Genomic DNA, 14,971 nt, shown 5'->3' with positions numbered 1-14,971 from the left:
TAAGTGGTTCGCAAAACTCTTAAAGGCGCACGTAGAGACGGAGTGTCACGTAGCCGGTGCTCGCCGAGATGACGATCGCGACGAGGAACAGCCAGGGCGACACGATCAGGATGTCCAGATAGCCGATCGGCGGGATGATGCCCGACTCGGTGAGGTTCCTGGTGATCCGATCGAGGAAGAACGCCTTGAACAGCACCAGGCCGCCGACCGCGGTGACCGAGCCGATGATGCCCGCGACGACCGCCTCGATGAGGAACGGCAACTGCGTGTACCACCGGGTCGCGCCCACCAGTCGCATGATGCCGACCTCGACACGGCGGGTGAACGCCGACACCTGGATGGTGTTCGAGATCAGCAGCAGCGCGGCGAACGCCTGGATGAGCGCGAGGATCAGGGCGACGTCGCGCATGCCGTTGAGGCCCTCGAAGAACCGCTCCAGGAACTTGCCCTGGTCGTCGACGCCCTTCACACCGGGCTTGCCCTCGAAGGCCTGCTTGATGACGTCGGTGCGCTCCGGGTCCTCGAGCTTCACGCGGAACGTCGCCGGAATGGCTTCCGGCCGCGCGAGCTTGAGCAGCTCCGGCTGGGCCTCGAAGATGCGCTTGAAACGCTCGAAGCCCGCGTCGCGGTTCTCGTAGACGACGGACTCGACGCCCGAGGTCTGGTCCAGGGCGGAACGCAGACCCGCGCACGGCTGCTGGGTGCAGTCCTTGTCGTTGGCGCTGATGTCGTTCGTCAGCAGCACGGAGACCTCGAGCTTGCCCGCGTAGTTGGCCTGCATCTTGTCGACCATGCGGACGACGAGCAGACCACCGCCGAGCAGCCCGAGCGAGATGGCGGTCGTGAGGATCATCGCGATCGTCATCGTGACGTTCCGGCGAAGTCCGGTGATGACCTCGCTGAACACGAAGCTGGTACGCATCGGGGGCGGGGTTCCTTGGGGTTCGGGGGCTTAGGGACGCTTAACGGCCAACGCCGTAAACGCCGCGCGCGTCATCACGGACGACCTTGCCGTACGCGAGCTCCACCACTCGGCGGCGCATCGAGTCGACGATGCCGTGGTCGTGGGTCGCCATGATGACGGTCGTGCCGGTGCGGTTGATCCGCTCCAGCAGCAACATGATGTCCTGGCTCGTGTCGGGGTCCAGGTTTCCGGTCGGCTCGTCGGCGATCAGCACCAGCGGGCGGTTCACGAACGCACGGGCGATCGCGACGCGCTGCTGCTCACCACCGGACAGCTCGGTCGGGAACCTGTCCTCCTTGCCGTCGAGACCCACCAGCTGAAGCACCTCCGGCACCACCTTGACGATGGTGTTGCGGGGCTTGCCGATGACCTCGAGCGCGAACGCGACGTTCTCGGCGACCGTCTTCGTGGGCAGAAGACGGAAGTCCTGGAACACGCAGCCGATGGACTGACGCAGACGGGGGACCCTGCGCCGCGACATCTTGGCGACGTCGAAGTTGGAGACGTAGACGCGTCCCCTGGTCGGCACCTCTTCGCGCAGCAGCAGACGCAGGAACGTCGACTTGCCGGACCCCGAAGGCCCGATCAGGAAGACGAACTCGCCCTTCTCCATCTCGACGGACACGTCGTCGAGCGCAGGACGCGTGGAGGTCTTGTAGACCTTGGAAACGTGTTCGAGACGAATCACGAGGCGCGAGTCTACTCATGGCCGGGGTAAAGCCCCCGTTCCGGTTAACTTCCGGCCCCGGAAGGGCGGCTCGAACCTCGACGCGGCGTGTCCGACCAGGCACGACCCGTCCACGAAAAGAGCACGTCCCGCCCTCGTTCGGGGCAGAACGTGCTCTTCGACTCAGATCAACAGCCCGGGCTTCGGGGTGCCCCCGAAGACACGCGGAACGAGCTGGGCGAGCGCTCTCCGCGAGCACACCTTGCCCGCGAGTGCAGCCCTAGCCCTGCTGGGACTGCTTGCGCCACCGGATGCCGGCCTCGAGGAAGTCGTCGATCTCACCGTCGAGCACGGCGGACGGGTTGCCGACCTCGTGGTTGTTCCGCAGGTCCTTGACCATCTGGTACGGGTGCAGCACGTAGGAGCGCATCTGGTTGCCCCAGCTGGAGCCGGAGTCCTTCAGCGCGTCCATCTTGGCCTGCTCCTCCTGCCGGCGGCGCTCGAGGAGCTTGGCCTGCAGGACGTTCATGGCCGTGGCCTTGTTCTGCAGCTGCGAGCGCTCGTTCTGGCAGGACACGACGATGCCGGTCGGGATGTGCGTGAGGCGCACCGCCGAGTCCGTCGTGTTGACACCCTGGCCACCGGGGCCGGACGAGCGGTAGACGTCGACGCGCAGGTCCTTCTCGTCGATCTCGACGTGGTCGGTCTGCTCGACGACGGGCACGACCTCGACGCCGGCGAACGACGTCTGGCGGCGGCCCTGGTTGTCGAACGGCGAAATGCGCACGAGACGGTGCGTGCCCTGCTCGACGCTCAGCGTGCCGTAGGCGTAGGGAGCGGTGACGCGGAACGTCGCGGACTTGATGCCCGCCTCTTCCGCGTAGGAGGTGTCGAACACGTCGACGCCGTAGTTGTGGCGCTCGGCCCAGCGCGAGTACATGCGCAGCAGCATCTCGGCGAAGTCCGCGGCGTCGACGCCACCGGCCTCGGCGCGGATGGTGATCAGCGCGTTGCGCTCGTCGTACTCGCCGGACAGCAGCGTGCGCACCTCGAGGCTGGCGATCTCGTCACGCAGCTTGGCGCGGTCGTTGTCCGCGTCGGCGGCCGCGTCCGCGTCCTCGGCCTCTTCGGCGAGTTCGTAGAGCAACGGCAAGTCGTCCAGGCGTTCGCGCAGGCCGGTGACTCGGCGCAGCTCACCCTGCTTGTGGGAGAGCTGGCTGGTGACCTTCTGCGCCTTCTCCTGGTCGTCCCAGAGATCCGGGCGAGCAGCCTGGTCCTCCAGGTCCGCGACCGCGGCGCGCAACGCATCGAGATCCAGCACCGCCTCGATGCTCGAAAGAGTGGCGGAGAGGTCCTTGATGTCTGCTTCGACGTCCGGGTTCACGGCAAAAGATTACGCCAGCACCGGTCGTCGTTCGCGACCGGTGCTTCGCTGGCGTCCCCTTTAAGCCGTGGGGATGGCGTCGAGCAGCTTGAGAACGGCCTTCGCGTGAGCGAGACCGAACTCGGCCACCGCCTTGGAGTAGGGGTCCTCCGCCGTCTTGGCCGCGCTCTTCGCGCTCTCCTGTTCCTGACCGTACGTCGAACGCGCGGTCGTGATCAGGGATTCACGCTGCTTCGCGGTCAGCGAGCCGGCGTGCACCAGGCGAAGGATGAGCGGGCTGCGCAGGTGGTCCGGGCCGGGCTCGGACAGCAGCCAGTTCTTGAAGGCCTTCTTGCCCGCGGCCGTCAGCACGTACTGCTGACTGGACCGCGGTCCCTGCTTGCCGAGGCGCAGCAGGCCTTGGTCAGCCAGCGCGGGCAGCTCGCGGTACACCTGGGAGCGGGTCACGCTGAAGAACGCGCCGAAGCGGTCTCCTGCCTCCGCCACCAACTGGCCACCGGTCTTGGGTCCGTCGTGCAGCAGCCCGAGCAGGGCGGCTGCGGTCGCATTCAGGTCTGACACAACGACAACGTTCCCACGTCTGGGGGAAGCTGTCCACAATGGTCAGCCGTTCTGTCCACAGTGGCTGATCACCGGGCTAGTCTGATGGGCCATGCGGAGCAACGAAAAGTCTCGCTGAGTAAGCGGCAGTTTTCGAGCCTCACGCGTTTGGCCGCTTGACCGTCCGTGTCCATCCCGGATGGAAAAGTCCTTTCGCAGAAACGAAAGTCCCCCGCTCTCACTCGATCGGCGGTACGAGTCTCACCGGCCGGAGCCACCCGAATGGACGGTCGGGGGTCTGCGTCGCACGACCTGGTGATGTCCACGCGGACCCCTTTCCTGCGCCTGCGGTTCCGGGAAAATGATCATTGCCAGGCAGCGGTGCGAGACGACGGAGGTCGGGGACCATGAAGAACCTGAACTTGAAGTGGCTGGACCACAAGAAGGTGGCGGCGCACACGAGGGCGTGGGTGACGGGTGGTATCCCGGAGCAGGCCGGCAAGGACGAGTGCATGGTGTGCGGCAAACAGATCCGCAAGCACCGCACCGTCAACGGTGAGGGCCGCATCTGCTCCAGCATGCTGTGCGCCCAGTACTGGGCGGAGAACATGACCTGAAAGGACCCGGCCGAGTCACCTCGGCCGGGAAACGCAGAAGGCCGGAGCCAATTGGCTCCGGCCTTCTGTCTAAGTAGCGGGGACAGGATTTGAACCTGCGACCTCTGGGTTATGAGCCCAGCGAGCTACCGAGCTGCTCCACCCCGCGCCGCTTCTTGCTTGTCTTGCTGTTGTAAGTAGAACTATACACCCTCTGGAAACCCGTTTTTACCACCCCCCTCTAAGTCCAGTTTCCGCAGGTCAACCGGGCTAGCCAGGGATACCGCGTCATCTGGGCGACCTACGGGGGTCTGGGGGCTTGCCCCCAGGGTGGGGTTTGGGGGCTCCGCCCCCAATGTAAATGCGAAAAAGCCCTGTTCGCGATCTCCGCGAACAGGGCTCTCCCGGCTTTGTAGCGGGGACAGGATTTGAACCTGCGACCTCTGGGTTATGAGCCCAGCGAGCTACCGAGCTGCTCCACCCCGCGTCGGTATGAATAGAACCTTACGCGGGGTGGAGCGGGAAAAGCAAATCGGTAGGTCAGCCGGACGGTGTGGGGCTCGGCACAACCGACGACTGGCCTGTCGCCGGCGGCGCCGCGGCACCGGTGTTGTACTGCTTGAACCTCTTCGTCGCGTCGTCCAGCTTCGCGTACGCCTGGCCGAGCTCGGTGAAGTTGCTGTTCTGCTGGGCCCTCTTGATGTCGGCCAGCGCCGCGTCGATGTCGTTGATCGCCTTCTGCAGATCAGGGCTCAACGCCCCGTTCGTCGGCGGCGTGGTCGACGGCGGCGTAGAGGTCTGGCCGTTGCCGTTGCTGTTGTCGCTCGGCGGCGGCACGACCGCGCCGGCACCGCTGAGCACCTGGTCCAGCGCCTCGTTCAACGTGGACGCGTAGCCGACCCGGTCGCCGTACCAGACGAGCACCTTGGACAGCTGCGGATACGACGTGTTGTTGGACGCTCGCTCGATGTAGACGGGTTCGACGTAGAGCAGCGCTCCGCCCACGGGAAGTGTGAGCAGGTTGCCGTAGACGACGGTCGTCTTCTGCTGGGTCAGCAGGTTGAGCTCGCGGCTGACGTTGTCCGACGTGAGGAACTGCGTCTGGATCTGTTGCGGGCCCTTGGCGTCCTGACTGAGCTGAAGGACGCTGATCTTGCCGTAGTTGTCCGGGTCGGATCCGACCGAGACGTGGGCCGCCATGAACTCGCGGTTCTCGCGCACGAGCGGGCTGGTCAGCTGGAAGCGGACCTTGCTCGGGTCGCTCGGGTCACCGGCGAGGACGTAGAACGGCGGCTGGGCGTCCCTGCGCTTGCTCGCCGCGTCGCGCTGGGCGTCGGCCGTCGTCACGTTGTCGATCGTCGGGTCCTGCGGCGGTGCCCAGTAGGCGACACCGGAGTAGAAGTCCGACGGCGACGAGACGTGGTACTTCGACAGGATCTGCCGCTGCACCTTGAACAGGTCCTCTGGGTAGCGGAAGTGCTGGCGCAGCTCGTTGGAGATCTCGCTGCCCGGCTTCACCGTGTTCGGGAAGACGCCCATCCACGCCTTGAGGACCGGGTCCTTGTCGTCGATCTGGTACAGGTTCACCGAGCCGTCGTAGGCGTCCACAGTGGCCTTGACCGAGTTGCGGATGTAGTTGACGGGCTTGTTGACCTGCGAGATGACGACGCCGTCCGCGGTGAGCGAGTCGTTCGTCGCGTCACCGAGCTGGGTGCGCTGCGCGTACGGGTAGTTCTCCAGCGTGGTGTATCCGTCGACGATCCACGTGATGCGGCCGTTGACGACGGCCGGGTACGGGTCGCTGTCCACCGTGAGCCACGGGGCGACGGCCTGCACGCGGTCGCGCGGCGTGCGCTTGAACAGGATCTTCGAGTCGTCCGCGATCGACTGGTTGAAGAGGATGTTGCGCTCGCCGTAGTAGGCCGCGAAGGCGAGCTTGTCGAACAGGCCGCCGATCGGGACGCCACCGGTGCCGGTGTAGGTGTAGGACTTGGCGTCCGTGTCGTACTCCGCCGCCGAACCGGCCGGACGGCCGCCGACGATCGAGTAGTCGTTCGCGCCGAACAGCTCGCCGTAGTAGGTGCGCGGCTGGTCGACCTTGATGCCCTTCGGGTCGTTGCCGACGTCGCCGTTGGACTTGACCTCACCGGTCTTGAAGTCCGGGTAGCCGCCGTTGGACTCGTCGGCGATCGCGTTCACCTTGTTCGCCTCGGCGTAGACGAAGCCGTTGCCGTGCGTGTAGATGAGGTGCTGGTTGATCCAGTCGCGCTGGCCCTGCGGCAGGCTGTCGAGCTTCAGCTCGCGCACCGCGACGATGTAGTCGCGCAGCTTTCCGTCCACTGTGTACCGGTCGACGTCGAGCTTGTTCGGGAAGCCGTAGAACGGCCGCAGCTGCTGGAACTGCGTGAACGTGCGCGACAGCACCGCCGGGTCGAGCAGGCGGATGTTGCCGAGCGTCGCCGCGTCGTTGGTCTTGACCTGGTCGTTGCTGACGTTCTGCTTGCCTTCGTAGGGCTTCGTCTCGACCTTGTCGTCGGTGAGCCCGAACGACTGCCGTGTCGCCGCGATGTTGCGGGTGATCGACTCGGCTTCCTTCTGGATGGCGTTCGGCTTGACCGAGAACTGCTCCAGCACCGCGGGCCACGCCGCGCCGACGAGCACGCTCGACAGCACCAGCAGGACGGTCGCGATGGCGGGCAGCTGCACGTTGCGCATGAACGCGCCCGCGAAGAACGCGACGGCGCAGAACACCGCGATGCACAGCAGGATCAGCTTGGCCGGCAGCACCGCGTTGAGGTCGGTGTAGCTCGCGCCGACGAACTTCTCGTTCTCGTGCAGCAGCAGCGTGTACCGGTCGAAGAAGTACGCGACCGCCTTCAGCAGCACGAACGTGCCGGCGACGAGCGCCAGGTGCAGCCGCGCCGGGCCGGAGAGCTGACCGCCGCGACCGGCCAGCCGGATGCCGCCGAACAGGTAGTGCGCGATCACCGCGCCGATGAACGACACCGCGACCGTGATGAACAGCCACGACAGCAGCCACTCGTAGAACGGCAGCTGGAACGCGTAGAAGCCGATGTCGTGCCCGAACTGGGGGTCGGTCACGCCGAACGGCTGGGAGTTCAGGAACAGCTGGATCTGCTGCCAGTCGGCCTGCGCCGACGCGCCCGCGATCAACCCGACGAACACGGGGATGCCGATCGCGAACAGGCGCATCCGCCGCATCACGACGGTGCGGTAGCGCGCCACCGGGTCGTCCGGCCCGGACACCGGCACGAACACCGGCCGAGCGCGGTAGGCGAGGTAGAGGTTGAGCGCGACGATGCCGCCGACCACAGCCCCGACGGCCACGAACAGCGACAGGCGGGTGAACAGCACTGTGCTGTAGACGTCGCGGAATTTCACCTCGCCGAACCACAGCCAGTTCACGTAGGTGTCGAGCAGCCGCGATCCCGTGATGAGACCGAACAGGAGCACAACACCCACGATGAGCAATATTCGGCTGCGTCGGGACAGTTTCGGCAGTCCGACCGGAGGCCGTGTGGCCACGAGGCACGCTCCTGGATCGCGGTATTTCGTTACGTACGTTTAGTCCAACTCTACGGACGACGCCCTGGGTTCCCGTGAAGCCCGCAGTCTTACGATGACACGCGTGTCAGCGAGTGAAACGCCAGCGGTCATCCTCCCGACGGTCGCCCGCGAGGTTGAGGAGTTCGTAGCGGCAGGCGGCTGGGAGCAGCCTCCGCAACTCTTCGCCCTCGTGGCCACCTCAGACCTGATCGACCAGCAGCCGGAGCTGCGCAGCCAGCTCGACCCGGAGTCGAGCCCGCTGACCCCGATCGCCCAGGACGCCCTGGACGGCGACCTGGCCGACGCGCTCGCGGGCATCGAATGGCCCCCGGCCGTCACCGGCTGCGCCCTGGCCCAGGAGATCGTCGTGCTGCCCCCGGAGGCGGAGACGGAACTGAGCCACGGCGACCTGGACGACGAGGCGGCCCGCCAGTTCGCGGCCGCACACCCGGCGCGGCGCGAGGCCCGCCTGGTGGCGGTGGTGCTGCGCGACGGCTCGGTCTCCTGCCTGCTGCGGCTGCGCGGCACGGTCGAGGTGCCCGAGGAGGTCGTCGAGCACCCCGAGCTGGCGCCCAACCTCACCGACGCCCTGCTCGCCACGCTGCGGCCCTAGTCGTCACGCCCCCAGGCTGGCACAACCCCGGCACGTACTCGCGCCGGGGTTGTGATCTCGTTGCCTGGTGTTCGCGGCGAGCGGACAGCTCGTGGGCCGCTGTCAGCAGTTCGGCGTGTCCTTGCCGGCGTTGAGCGCCTCCAGCGACGACACGGCGTCCGAGAGGTTCTCGACCTTGATCAGCCTGAGGTCGCTCGGCGCCTGCTGCTTCGCGTCCGTGCAGTTGGCGGCGGGGACGAGGAAGGCCGTCGCGCCCGCTTCCTTCGCGGCGACCATCTTGAAGGCGATGCCGCCGATGGGCTTCACCGTGCCGTCGGCCGCGATCTCACCGGTGCCCGCGATGGCCTTGCCGCCGTTGAGCTCGCCCGGCGTCAGCTTGTCGACGATCGCCAGCGCGAAGATCAGGCCGGCCGAGGGGCCGCCGACGTCCGACAGGCTGATCTTGATTTTGAACGGCACGTCGGCGCGGTCCACCGGCGAGATGCCGATGAAGCCCGCGGGGCGGCCGTCGTCTCGGGTGCCGAGGGTGAGCTGGGTCGACTGGGAGGTGCCGTCCTTCTCGAACGCCACCTCGATGCGGTCGCCGGGCTTGGTGTTCTCCAGGGCGCTGCTCACGTCGGCGGCGCTCTGCACCTGCTTGCCGTTGACCGAGATGATGCGGGCGCCGAGCGGGATGACGTTCTCCGCGGGGCTGCCCTTGGTGACCTGGTTCGCGATCACCATGCCGGGATACTTGAGGTAGTGCAGCGCGGCGACCTCGGCGGAGGTCTGCGACTCGCTGAACGCGAGCTCGTTGTTCTTCTGCACCTCCTCCTCCGACTCGCCGGGCTTGAAGAACTCCTCGCGCGGCGCCAGGGCGTAGCGGCCCGACAACCACAGGCCCAGTGCCCCGAACAGCGAGACGTCGTCGGTGAGCGAGACCGTCGTCATGCGCAGGGTTCCCTTGGTGGGGAACGTGTCCTGGCCGTCGACCGAGACGACGTCGGTGTCCTTGACCTTGCCGAGCACGTCGTAGGTCGGGCCGGGGCCCAGCGCGACGTACGGGACTCTGGCGAAACCGCCGAGCAGTCCGAGCGCCGCCACCACTAGGAAGCTGACGATCAGCGTCCACGTCCGGCGGGTCAGTCCGCGTTCCCTCGGCGGGAGCGCGGGTGGGGGTGCGGTCGTGACGGTTTCACTCACGGCTGAACAGCGTACGACCATGTCTATCCGCGTACGGTAGAGGCATGAGTGACGTGCCGTTCGGGTTCAGCCCGCACGACCCCGACGACAAGAGCGGGAAGCCGGGAGACAACCCGTTCGACTTCAGCCAGCTGGGCAACATGCTCAGTCAGCTGGGCTCCATGCTGAGCAACGCGGGGTCGTCGAGCGGGCCGGTCAACTACGACCTCGCCAAGCAGATCGCGTTCCAGCAGCTGTCCTCGACGACGACCACGATCGGGTTCGCCTCCGACCAGTCGAGCGCGGTCACCGACGCCGTGCACCTGGCCGAGATGTGGCTGGACCCGGTCACGTCACTGCCCGCGGGCACCCGCACGACGCAGGCGTGGACGGCGCGCGACTGGATCGAGCGCACCATCCCCACCTGGCAGCGCCTGTGCGACCCGGTCGCGCAGCGCATGTCCGGCGCGTGGGTCGAGGCGATGCCCGCCGAGGCGAAGCAGGCGGCCGGCCCGCTGCTCGCGATGCTCGGGCAGATGGGCGGCATGGCGTTCGGTTCCCAGCTCGGCAACGCGCTGGCGCAGCTCGGCTCCGAGGTGCTCACCTCGACCGACGTCGGCCTGCCGCTCGGGCCCGAGGGCACCTCGGCTCTGCTGCCGGCGAACATCGAGAAGTTCACCGAGGGCCTGGAGCGCCCCGCGTCCGAGGTGATGGTGTTCCTCGCCGCCCGCGAGGCCGCGCACCAGCGTCTCTTCACGCACGTGCCGTGGCTGCGGCAGCGCCTGCTCGACACCGTCGAGGAGTTCGCCAAGGGCATCAAGGTCGACACCTCGGCACTGGAGCAGCTCGCGGGCCAGATCGACCCGTCGAACCCCGCCTCCATCGAGGAGGCCATGAGCTCGGGCCTGCTCGAGCCGCAGACCACCCCGGAGCAGAAGGCGGCGCTCAACCGCCTCGAGACGCTCCTCGCGCTCGTCGAGGGCTGGGTGGACGTCGTGGTCGACGCCGCCGTCTCCGATCGCCTTCCCGGTGCTCCCGCCCTGCGCGAGACGCTGCGCCGTCGCCGAGCCTCCGGTGGCCCGGCCGAGCAGACGTTCGCCACGCTCGTGGGCCTGGAACTGCGCCCGCGCAAGCTGCGGGCCGCCTCGGCGCTGTGGAAGCTCATCGGCGACCAGCACGGCGTCGAGGTGCGCGACAGCGTGTGGGAGCACGCCGAGCTCGTCCCGACCGCCGAGGACCTCGACGACCCGCTGGAGTTCGCCGAGCGCCTGACCAACACCCGCAAGGCTCTCGAGGACCCGATCGCCGAGCTGGAGCGCACCATGCGCGAGGACGGCGAGAAGGGCGACAAGCCCGACGAGGCCTGACCCCTCTTCTGAACGACGCGCCCGGTGAGGAACTTTCCTCACCGGGCGCGTTGCGTTCGGGGCTCGGCGCGCACACCCTCGCCGAGCGTTTCTCGTGGTCGATCTTCAGTCTTCTGAGATCCCCAGGCCTGCGGCGGCCGAGAGTCCCTCCAGGTAGCCCATGGCCCGCTCGGTCTTCTGGTAGCGGTGGACCCACTCCCAGAAGTCCTTGCCGTGCCCTGGCACCAGCAGGTGCGCGAGTTCGTGCACCAGCACGTAGTCGAGCACCCACGGCGGCACGTCGCGCAGCCGTTCGGACACGCGGATCGTGCCCTCCGTCGGCGTGCAGGACGCCCAGCGCGTGCGCATGGGCGGCACCCAGCGCACGCTCACCGGTTCGGCCAGCGAGTCGAGATAACGCGCCGACAGTTCGGCGCAACGCGCCATGAGCGCCTCGTCCGATGTGCGCGCAGGGGACTTCCTGCGCGTCTCACTGCGCTGGAGGCGGCTCAACATCTCCGCCACCCAGTGCTTCTCTTCCCCCTTGGTCATCCGTGCCGGCAGAAGGACGACGACGGTGTCGCCCTCCCGGTACGCGCTGACCATGCGGCGGCGCCGGGGGCTCCGCCGCACTTCCACCCGCGGTTCGGCCATGCAGTCACCGTAAACGTCGCCACCGACAATTTTCGGCCCCCAACCGGCGGCAGGCGCGCACCCGGCGGGTGAAGTTCCACCGAACGGCGGCTGGACACGCGCGGGATCGACATGCGCGGTTTCGCACGCCTGCGGAGGTACCGTCGCGCCAAGGTCCCCGAGTGTGTCCGCACTCACAACTGCAAGGGAGGGGCTGTGGCCGACACCTACAACGGCTACTGCGTCAAGTGTCGCGAGAAGCGCGACTTCGACGGCAACGTCGAGGAGACCAATGGGCGGCGCATGGCGAAGGGCACCTGCCCTGTCTGCGGTACGAAGATGACGCGGATCCTCGGCAAGGCCAAGGTCTGACGTTTGCGCTGGCAGGGGGCCCCGCCCCCTGCCAGTCTTGCCGTCGTGGACACAAGACCCCGTGTGCGTGCAGGACTGGCCGTGGTGCGCAGAGGCCCCGGCGTCGTCCAGGTCGGCACCGACCCGAAGCACGCCGTCGTGATCGACTCGCTGCCCGAGGCGGTGGTCGACGAACTGATCACCCTCGACGGCCGCCACACCGTCGCTGAACTGGGTGAAAGACTGAAATCCCGGGGCGAGGACCCCACCCAGCTGAGTGAAGTTCTCGTCTCACTCGAAGAAGCCGGTCTGCTCGACGACGGCTCGCTGTCGAGGGGCGGGACGGCCGCGGTCCACGGGTCCGGGCACCTCGCCCTCTCCATCACTTCGCTTCTGGCCGTGTCCAGCGTTCAGCTCGCGCACAACGCCGATCTGACGGTGCTGGCGGCGACGCAGGTCCCCGATCCGAACCTGGTGAGCACCCTGATGGCGTTCCGGACGCCGCATCTGGCCGTGCGCGTTCGTGAGGGCGTGGGCATCGTCGGACCGTTGGTGCTGCCTGGCCGTTCTTCGTGCTTGAACTGCGCGGACCTGCACCGCGCCGACCAGGATCCGGCGTGGCCCGTCATCGCCGCGCAGCTCGCGAACCGACCGGCCTCCACCGACGTGCTGTTCGCGTCGGGAACGGCGGCGCTGGCCGTGGCGCAGATCCTGGAGTCGTTGATCTACGTCCGCGGTCGCGACCTGGCCCCGCCGCCCGTGCTGAACGCCACTCTCGAACTCGACCTCGCGGCGGGCGTCGCTGAGAGGCGAAGCTGGTATCCGCACCCTGACTGTCAGTGCTCCGCACATAACATGGCCGAGTGACCGAGATTCCGCGCAAGGCCGTGCAGCGCACCGCCAAGCTGGCGAGCCTCCCGCTCGGGGTGGCCGGCCGGGTTGTCGGCGGCTGGGGGAAGCGACTGACCGGACGCGCGGCCGACGAGGTCAACGCCGAGGTGACGGCCAAGACGGCGGAACAGGTCTTCGCGGTGCTGGGCCAGCTCAAGGGCGGAGCGATGAAGTTCGGCCAGGCCCTGAGCGTGTTCGAGGCGGCGGTTCCGGACGAGCTGGCGGCCCCGTACCGCGAGGCGCTGACGAAGCTCCAGACCGCGGCCCCGCCGATGCCCGCCCGCACCACCCACCGCGTGCTCGCCGAACAACTCGGCGCGTCCTGGACGAAGCGCTTCCAGGAGTTCGACGACAACCCGGCCGCGTCGGCGTCCATCGGCCAGGTGCACCGCGCCGTGTGGCACGACGGCCGCGACGTGGCGGTGAAGGTCCAGTACCCCGGCGCGGACGAGGCCCTGCGCGCCGACCTGAAGCAACTGCTGCGGTTCAGCCGGTTGTTGCAGGCGATCATGCCCGGCACCGACGTGCGCCCGCTGCTGGAGGAGCTGCGCGACAGGTACCTGGAGGAGCTCGACTACCGCGACGAGGCCGCGAACCAGCGCACGTTCGCGAAGGCCTTCGAGAACGACCCGCACGTGCTGGTCCCCCGCGTCATCGCCTCGTCGCCCAAGGTCATGGTGACCGAGTGGACATCGGGTGTGGGCCTGTCCCACATCATCCGCGAGGGCACCGCCGAGGACCGCGACCAGGCAGGCCAGCTCCTCGCCGAGTTCCACTTCTCCGCTCCGTCGCGCTCGGGCCTGCTGCACGCCGACCCGCACCCCGGCAACTTCATGCTGGGCGACGACGGCCGGCTGCGCGTGCTCGACTTCGGCGCCGTCGCCCGCCTGCCCGACGGCCTGCCGAAGACGCTGGGCCTGATGACCAGGCTGGCACTGGACGGCCGCTCCGCCGACCTGGTCGAGCTGCTGCGCACCGAGAACTTCATCCGCGAGGGCATGGAACTGCACGGCGAGGACGTGCTCGGCTACCTGGCGCCGTTCGTGGAGCCGCTGCGCACCGAGTCGTTCCACTTCACCCGCCGCTGGCTCCAGTCGCAGGCCGAACGCGTGGGCGACCTGCGCAGCCCGGACTCGCAGACGGGCCGCTCGCTGAACCTGCCGCCGCAATACCTGCTGATTCACCGCGTGACAATGGGAGCGACGGGCATTCTCTGCCAGCTGGACGCCCATGTGACCGCACGCGAAATCGTCGCGCGCTGGCAGCCGGGATTCGACGACTAACTCGTCCGGGTGAACCCAGGCGAAGTTGTCCACAGGTTGACTTCAGCCCCGGTTCGCCCGCGTTCCACTGCACCACGATGAACACATGACACACATCGCGACCACCGCTGAGCTGCGCAAATCCGGCATCTCCGCACGAGAGATCCTGCGGCACTGCACCCCCGCCGGGTCGTGGCAGCAGCTGCTGCCCGGCGTCGTTCTGACCAAGCCGTCCCCACCGACCCGGCTCGATCGGCTTCGCGCTGTTCTTTCCTTTGCCGGGCCTTCCTCGGTGATCACGGGAGCCGACGCGTTGGTTCGCCAAGGCGCCGTGCTTTCTCTTCCACGGCACATTCACGTGCTCGCGGGAAGTAATGCGCGAAGAGCACATCCGTGGATTCTGCTCGAACGCACCAGCCGCCCGCCGGACGTGGTGGAGCGCCACGGGCTGAGGCTCGCCGCCCCTGCCCGGGCTGCCCTGGACCTGGCCCGGCGGGAGCTGAACCCACGCGCCGTCGTGGAGATCCTCGACGCCGTGGTGGGGGCGCGGCTGTGCTCGCCGGCGGAGTTGCTGGAGGAGCTGCGGGTGAGCAGCCGGAGGGGAACGGCGCTGGTCAGGCAGGCCTTAGGCCACCTCTACCCGACCTGACGACCCGACGCTTGCGACGCGTGTCGCCTCAGGTGAGCGGAGTCGCGTTCGGTGCCGCGCGGGCAGCACCACCGATCTGCGGGGGCTTCCTTCACGCTGCACGCGTCCACCGGGCGACGTGCGCCAGTGGGCTCCCGCGCGAGTTGCACCGGAACTCGCGCTTGCCCGACCGCTGGTTCCGAGGCGCGCCCAGCGCCGCCTGCACCCACGGGCCTCCAGCCACCTCACCCGCCTCGCGATCCACCTCCCCAGCCCCGCCCGGTCGGACCGCCGACCATCACCACACCCCTGACACCGCAGGTCAGACGACATGCTCGGCGCCGCCTGCTCCCACGGGCCTCCAGCCA

The 14,971-nt window shown here is 67.9% G+C and carries 14 protein-coding genes and 2 tRNA genes; 7 read left to right on the top strand and 9 right to left on the bottom strand.

Features of this window, described 5'->3' with window-relative positions; translation table 11 throughout:
• Nucleotides 1-19: 19 nt before the first annotated feature.
• The 4 genes from ftsX to BM417_RS23340 form a co-directional block, all read right to left on the bottom strand.
• Nucleotides 20-922 (bottom strand): permease-like cell division protein FtsX, encoded by a 903-nt coding sequence (gene ftsX, locus BM417_RS23355; RefSeq protein ID WP_093598227.1) that lies wholly within the window; start codon nucleotides 920-922, stop codon nucleotides 20-22.
• Nucleotides 923-962: 40 nt separating this feature from the next.
• Nucleotides 963-1,652 (bottom strand): cell division ATP-binding protein FtsE, encoded by a 690-nt coding sequence (gene ftsE / locus BM417_RS23350; RefSeq protein WP_086666930.1) that lies wholly within the window; start codon nucleotides 1,650-1,652, stop codon nucleotides 963-965.
• 259 nt (nucleotides 1,653-1,911) lie between these two features.
• On the bottom strand, nucleotides 1,912-3,015 hold the full coding sequence (gene prfB / locus BM417_RS23345) for a peptide chain release factor 2 (protein WP_093598224.1): 1,104 nt from the start codon (nucleotides 3,013-3,015) through the stop codon (nucleotides 1,912-1,914).
• Between the two features lie 60 nt (nucleotides 3,016-3,075).
• A complete protein-coding gene (locus tag BM417_RS23340) occupies nucleotides 3,076-3,576 on the bottom strand; it encodes a PadR family transcriptional regulator (RefSeq protein ID WP_093598222.1) in 501 nt (166 codons plus the stop codon).
• Nucleotides 3,577-3,962: 386 nt separating this feature from the next.
• Between BM417_RS23340 and BM417_RS23335 the strand changes: the two genes are divergently transcribed.
• Entirely contained in the window at nucleotides 3,963-4,172 is a 210-nt protein-coding gene (locus BM417_RS23335) for a hypothetical protein (RefSeq protein ID WP_089922009.1), read from the top strand.
• Nucleotides 4,173-4,246: 74 nt separating this feature from the next.
• On the opposite strand, the gene BM417_RS23330 is transcribed toward BM417_RS23335, so the two are convergent.
• The 3 genes from BM417_RS23330 to BM417_RS23320 all read right to left on the bottom strand — a co-directional run bounded on the left by BM417_RS23330 (nucleotide 4,247) and on the right by BM417_RS23320 (nucleotide 7,697).
• A tRNA-Met gene (locus tag BM417_RS23330) sits at nucleotides 4,247-4,320 on the bottom strand.
• Nucleotides 4,321-4,564: 244 nt separating this feature from the next.
• Nucleotides 4,565-4,638: transfer RNA gene (locus BM417_RS23325), tRNA-Met, on the bottom strand.
• A 53-nt stretch (nucleotides 4,639-4,691) separates the two neighbouring features.
• The gene (locus tag BM417_RS23320) at nucleotides 4,692-7,697 is read right to left on the bottom strand and encodes a UPF0182 family protein (protein ID WP_093598219.1); all 3,006 of its coding nucleotides are present in this window, start codon (nucleotides 7,695-7,697) and stop codon (nucleotides 4,692-4,694) included.
• Nucleotides 7,698-7,791: 94 nt separating this feature from the next.
• Here BM417_RS23320 and BM417_RS23315 point away from each other — a divergent pair, with 94 nt between their 5' ends.
• On the top strand, nucleotides 7,792-8,331 hold the full coding sequence (locus tag BM417_RS23315; protein ID WP_093598216.1) for a PPA1309 family protein: 540 nt from the start codon (nucleotides 7,792-7,794) through the stop codon (nucleotides 8,329-8,331).
• A gap of 102 nt (nucleotides 8,332-8,433) precedes the next feature.
• Here BM417_RS23315 and BM417_RS23310 read toward each other — a convergent pair whose 3' ends face one another.
• A complete protein-coding gene (locus BM417_RS23310) occupies nucleotides 8,434-9,513 on the bottom strand; it encodes a YlbL family protein (RefSeq protein WP_245822120.1) in 1,080 nt (359 codons plus the stop codon).
• A gap of 44 nt (nucleotides 9,514-9,557) precedes the next feature.
• Here BM417_RS23310 and BM417_RS23305 point away from each other — a divergent pair, with 44 nt between their 5' ends.
• Nucleotides 9,558-10,859, top strand: a complete 1,302-nt coding sequence (locus BM417_RS23305; RefSeq protein ID WP_093598210.1) for a zinc-dependent metalloprotease — start codon at nucleotides 9,558-9,560, stop codon at nucleotides 10,857-10,859.
• 105 nt (nucleotides 10,860-10,964) lie between these two features.
• Here BM417_RS23305 and BM417_RS23300 read toward each other — a convergent pair whose 3' ends face one another.
• On the bottom strand, nucleotides 10,965-11,492 hold the full coding sequence (locus tag BM417_RS23300; protein WP_093598207.1) for a M48 metallopeptidase family protein: 528 nt from the start codon (nucleotides 11,490-11,492) through the stop codon (nucleotides 10,965-10,967).
• A 195-nt stretch (nucleotides 11,493-11,687) separates the two neighbouring features.
• On the opposite strand from BM417_RS23300, the gene BM417_RS47885 reads away from it, so the two are divergent.
• From BM417_RS47885 to BM417_RS46950, 4 genes are all read left to right on the top strand, one after another.
• Nucleotides 11,688-11,843, top strand: a complete 156-nt coding sequence (locus BM417_RS47885) for a DUF5679 domain-containing protein (RefSeq protein WP_169746029.1) — start codon at nucleotides 11,688-11,690, stop codon at nucleotides 11,841-11,843.
• 45 nt (nucleotides 11,844-11,888) lie between these two features.
• Entirely contained in the window at nucleotides 11,889-12,689 is an 801-nt protein-coding gene (locus BM417_RS23295; RefSeq protein ID WP_093598204.1) for a TOMM precursor leader peptide-binding protein, read from the top strand.
• A complete protein-coding gene (locus BM417_RS23290; protein ID WP_093598202.1) occupies nucleotides 12,686-13,996 on the top strand; it encodes an ABC1 kinase family protein in 1,311 nt (436 codons plus the stop codon). Before BM417_RS23295 ends, BM417_RS23290 begins: the two co-directional genes overlap by 4 nt.
• Before the next feature lie 85 nt (nucleotides 13,997-14,081).
• Complete coding sequence (locus BM417_RS46950; RefSeq protein WP_143138771.1) at nucleotides 14,082-14,624, top strand: hypothetical protein; 543 nt, start codon at nucleotides 14,082-14,084, stop codon at nucleotides 14,622-14,624.
• Nucleotides 14,625-14,971 lie beyond the last annotated feature (347 nt).

It is taken from the genome of Lentzea waywayandensis, from assembly GCF_900115955.1.
Classification (GTDB): Bacteria; Actinomycetota; Actinomycetes; order Mycobacteriales; family Pseudonocardiaceae; genus Lentzea; species Lentzea waywayandensis.
This window is presented reverse-complemented; position numbering and strand designations above follow the sequence as displayed.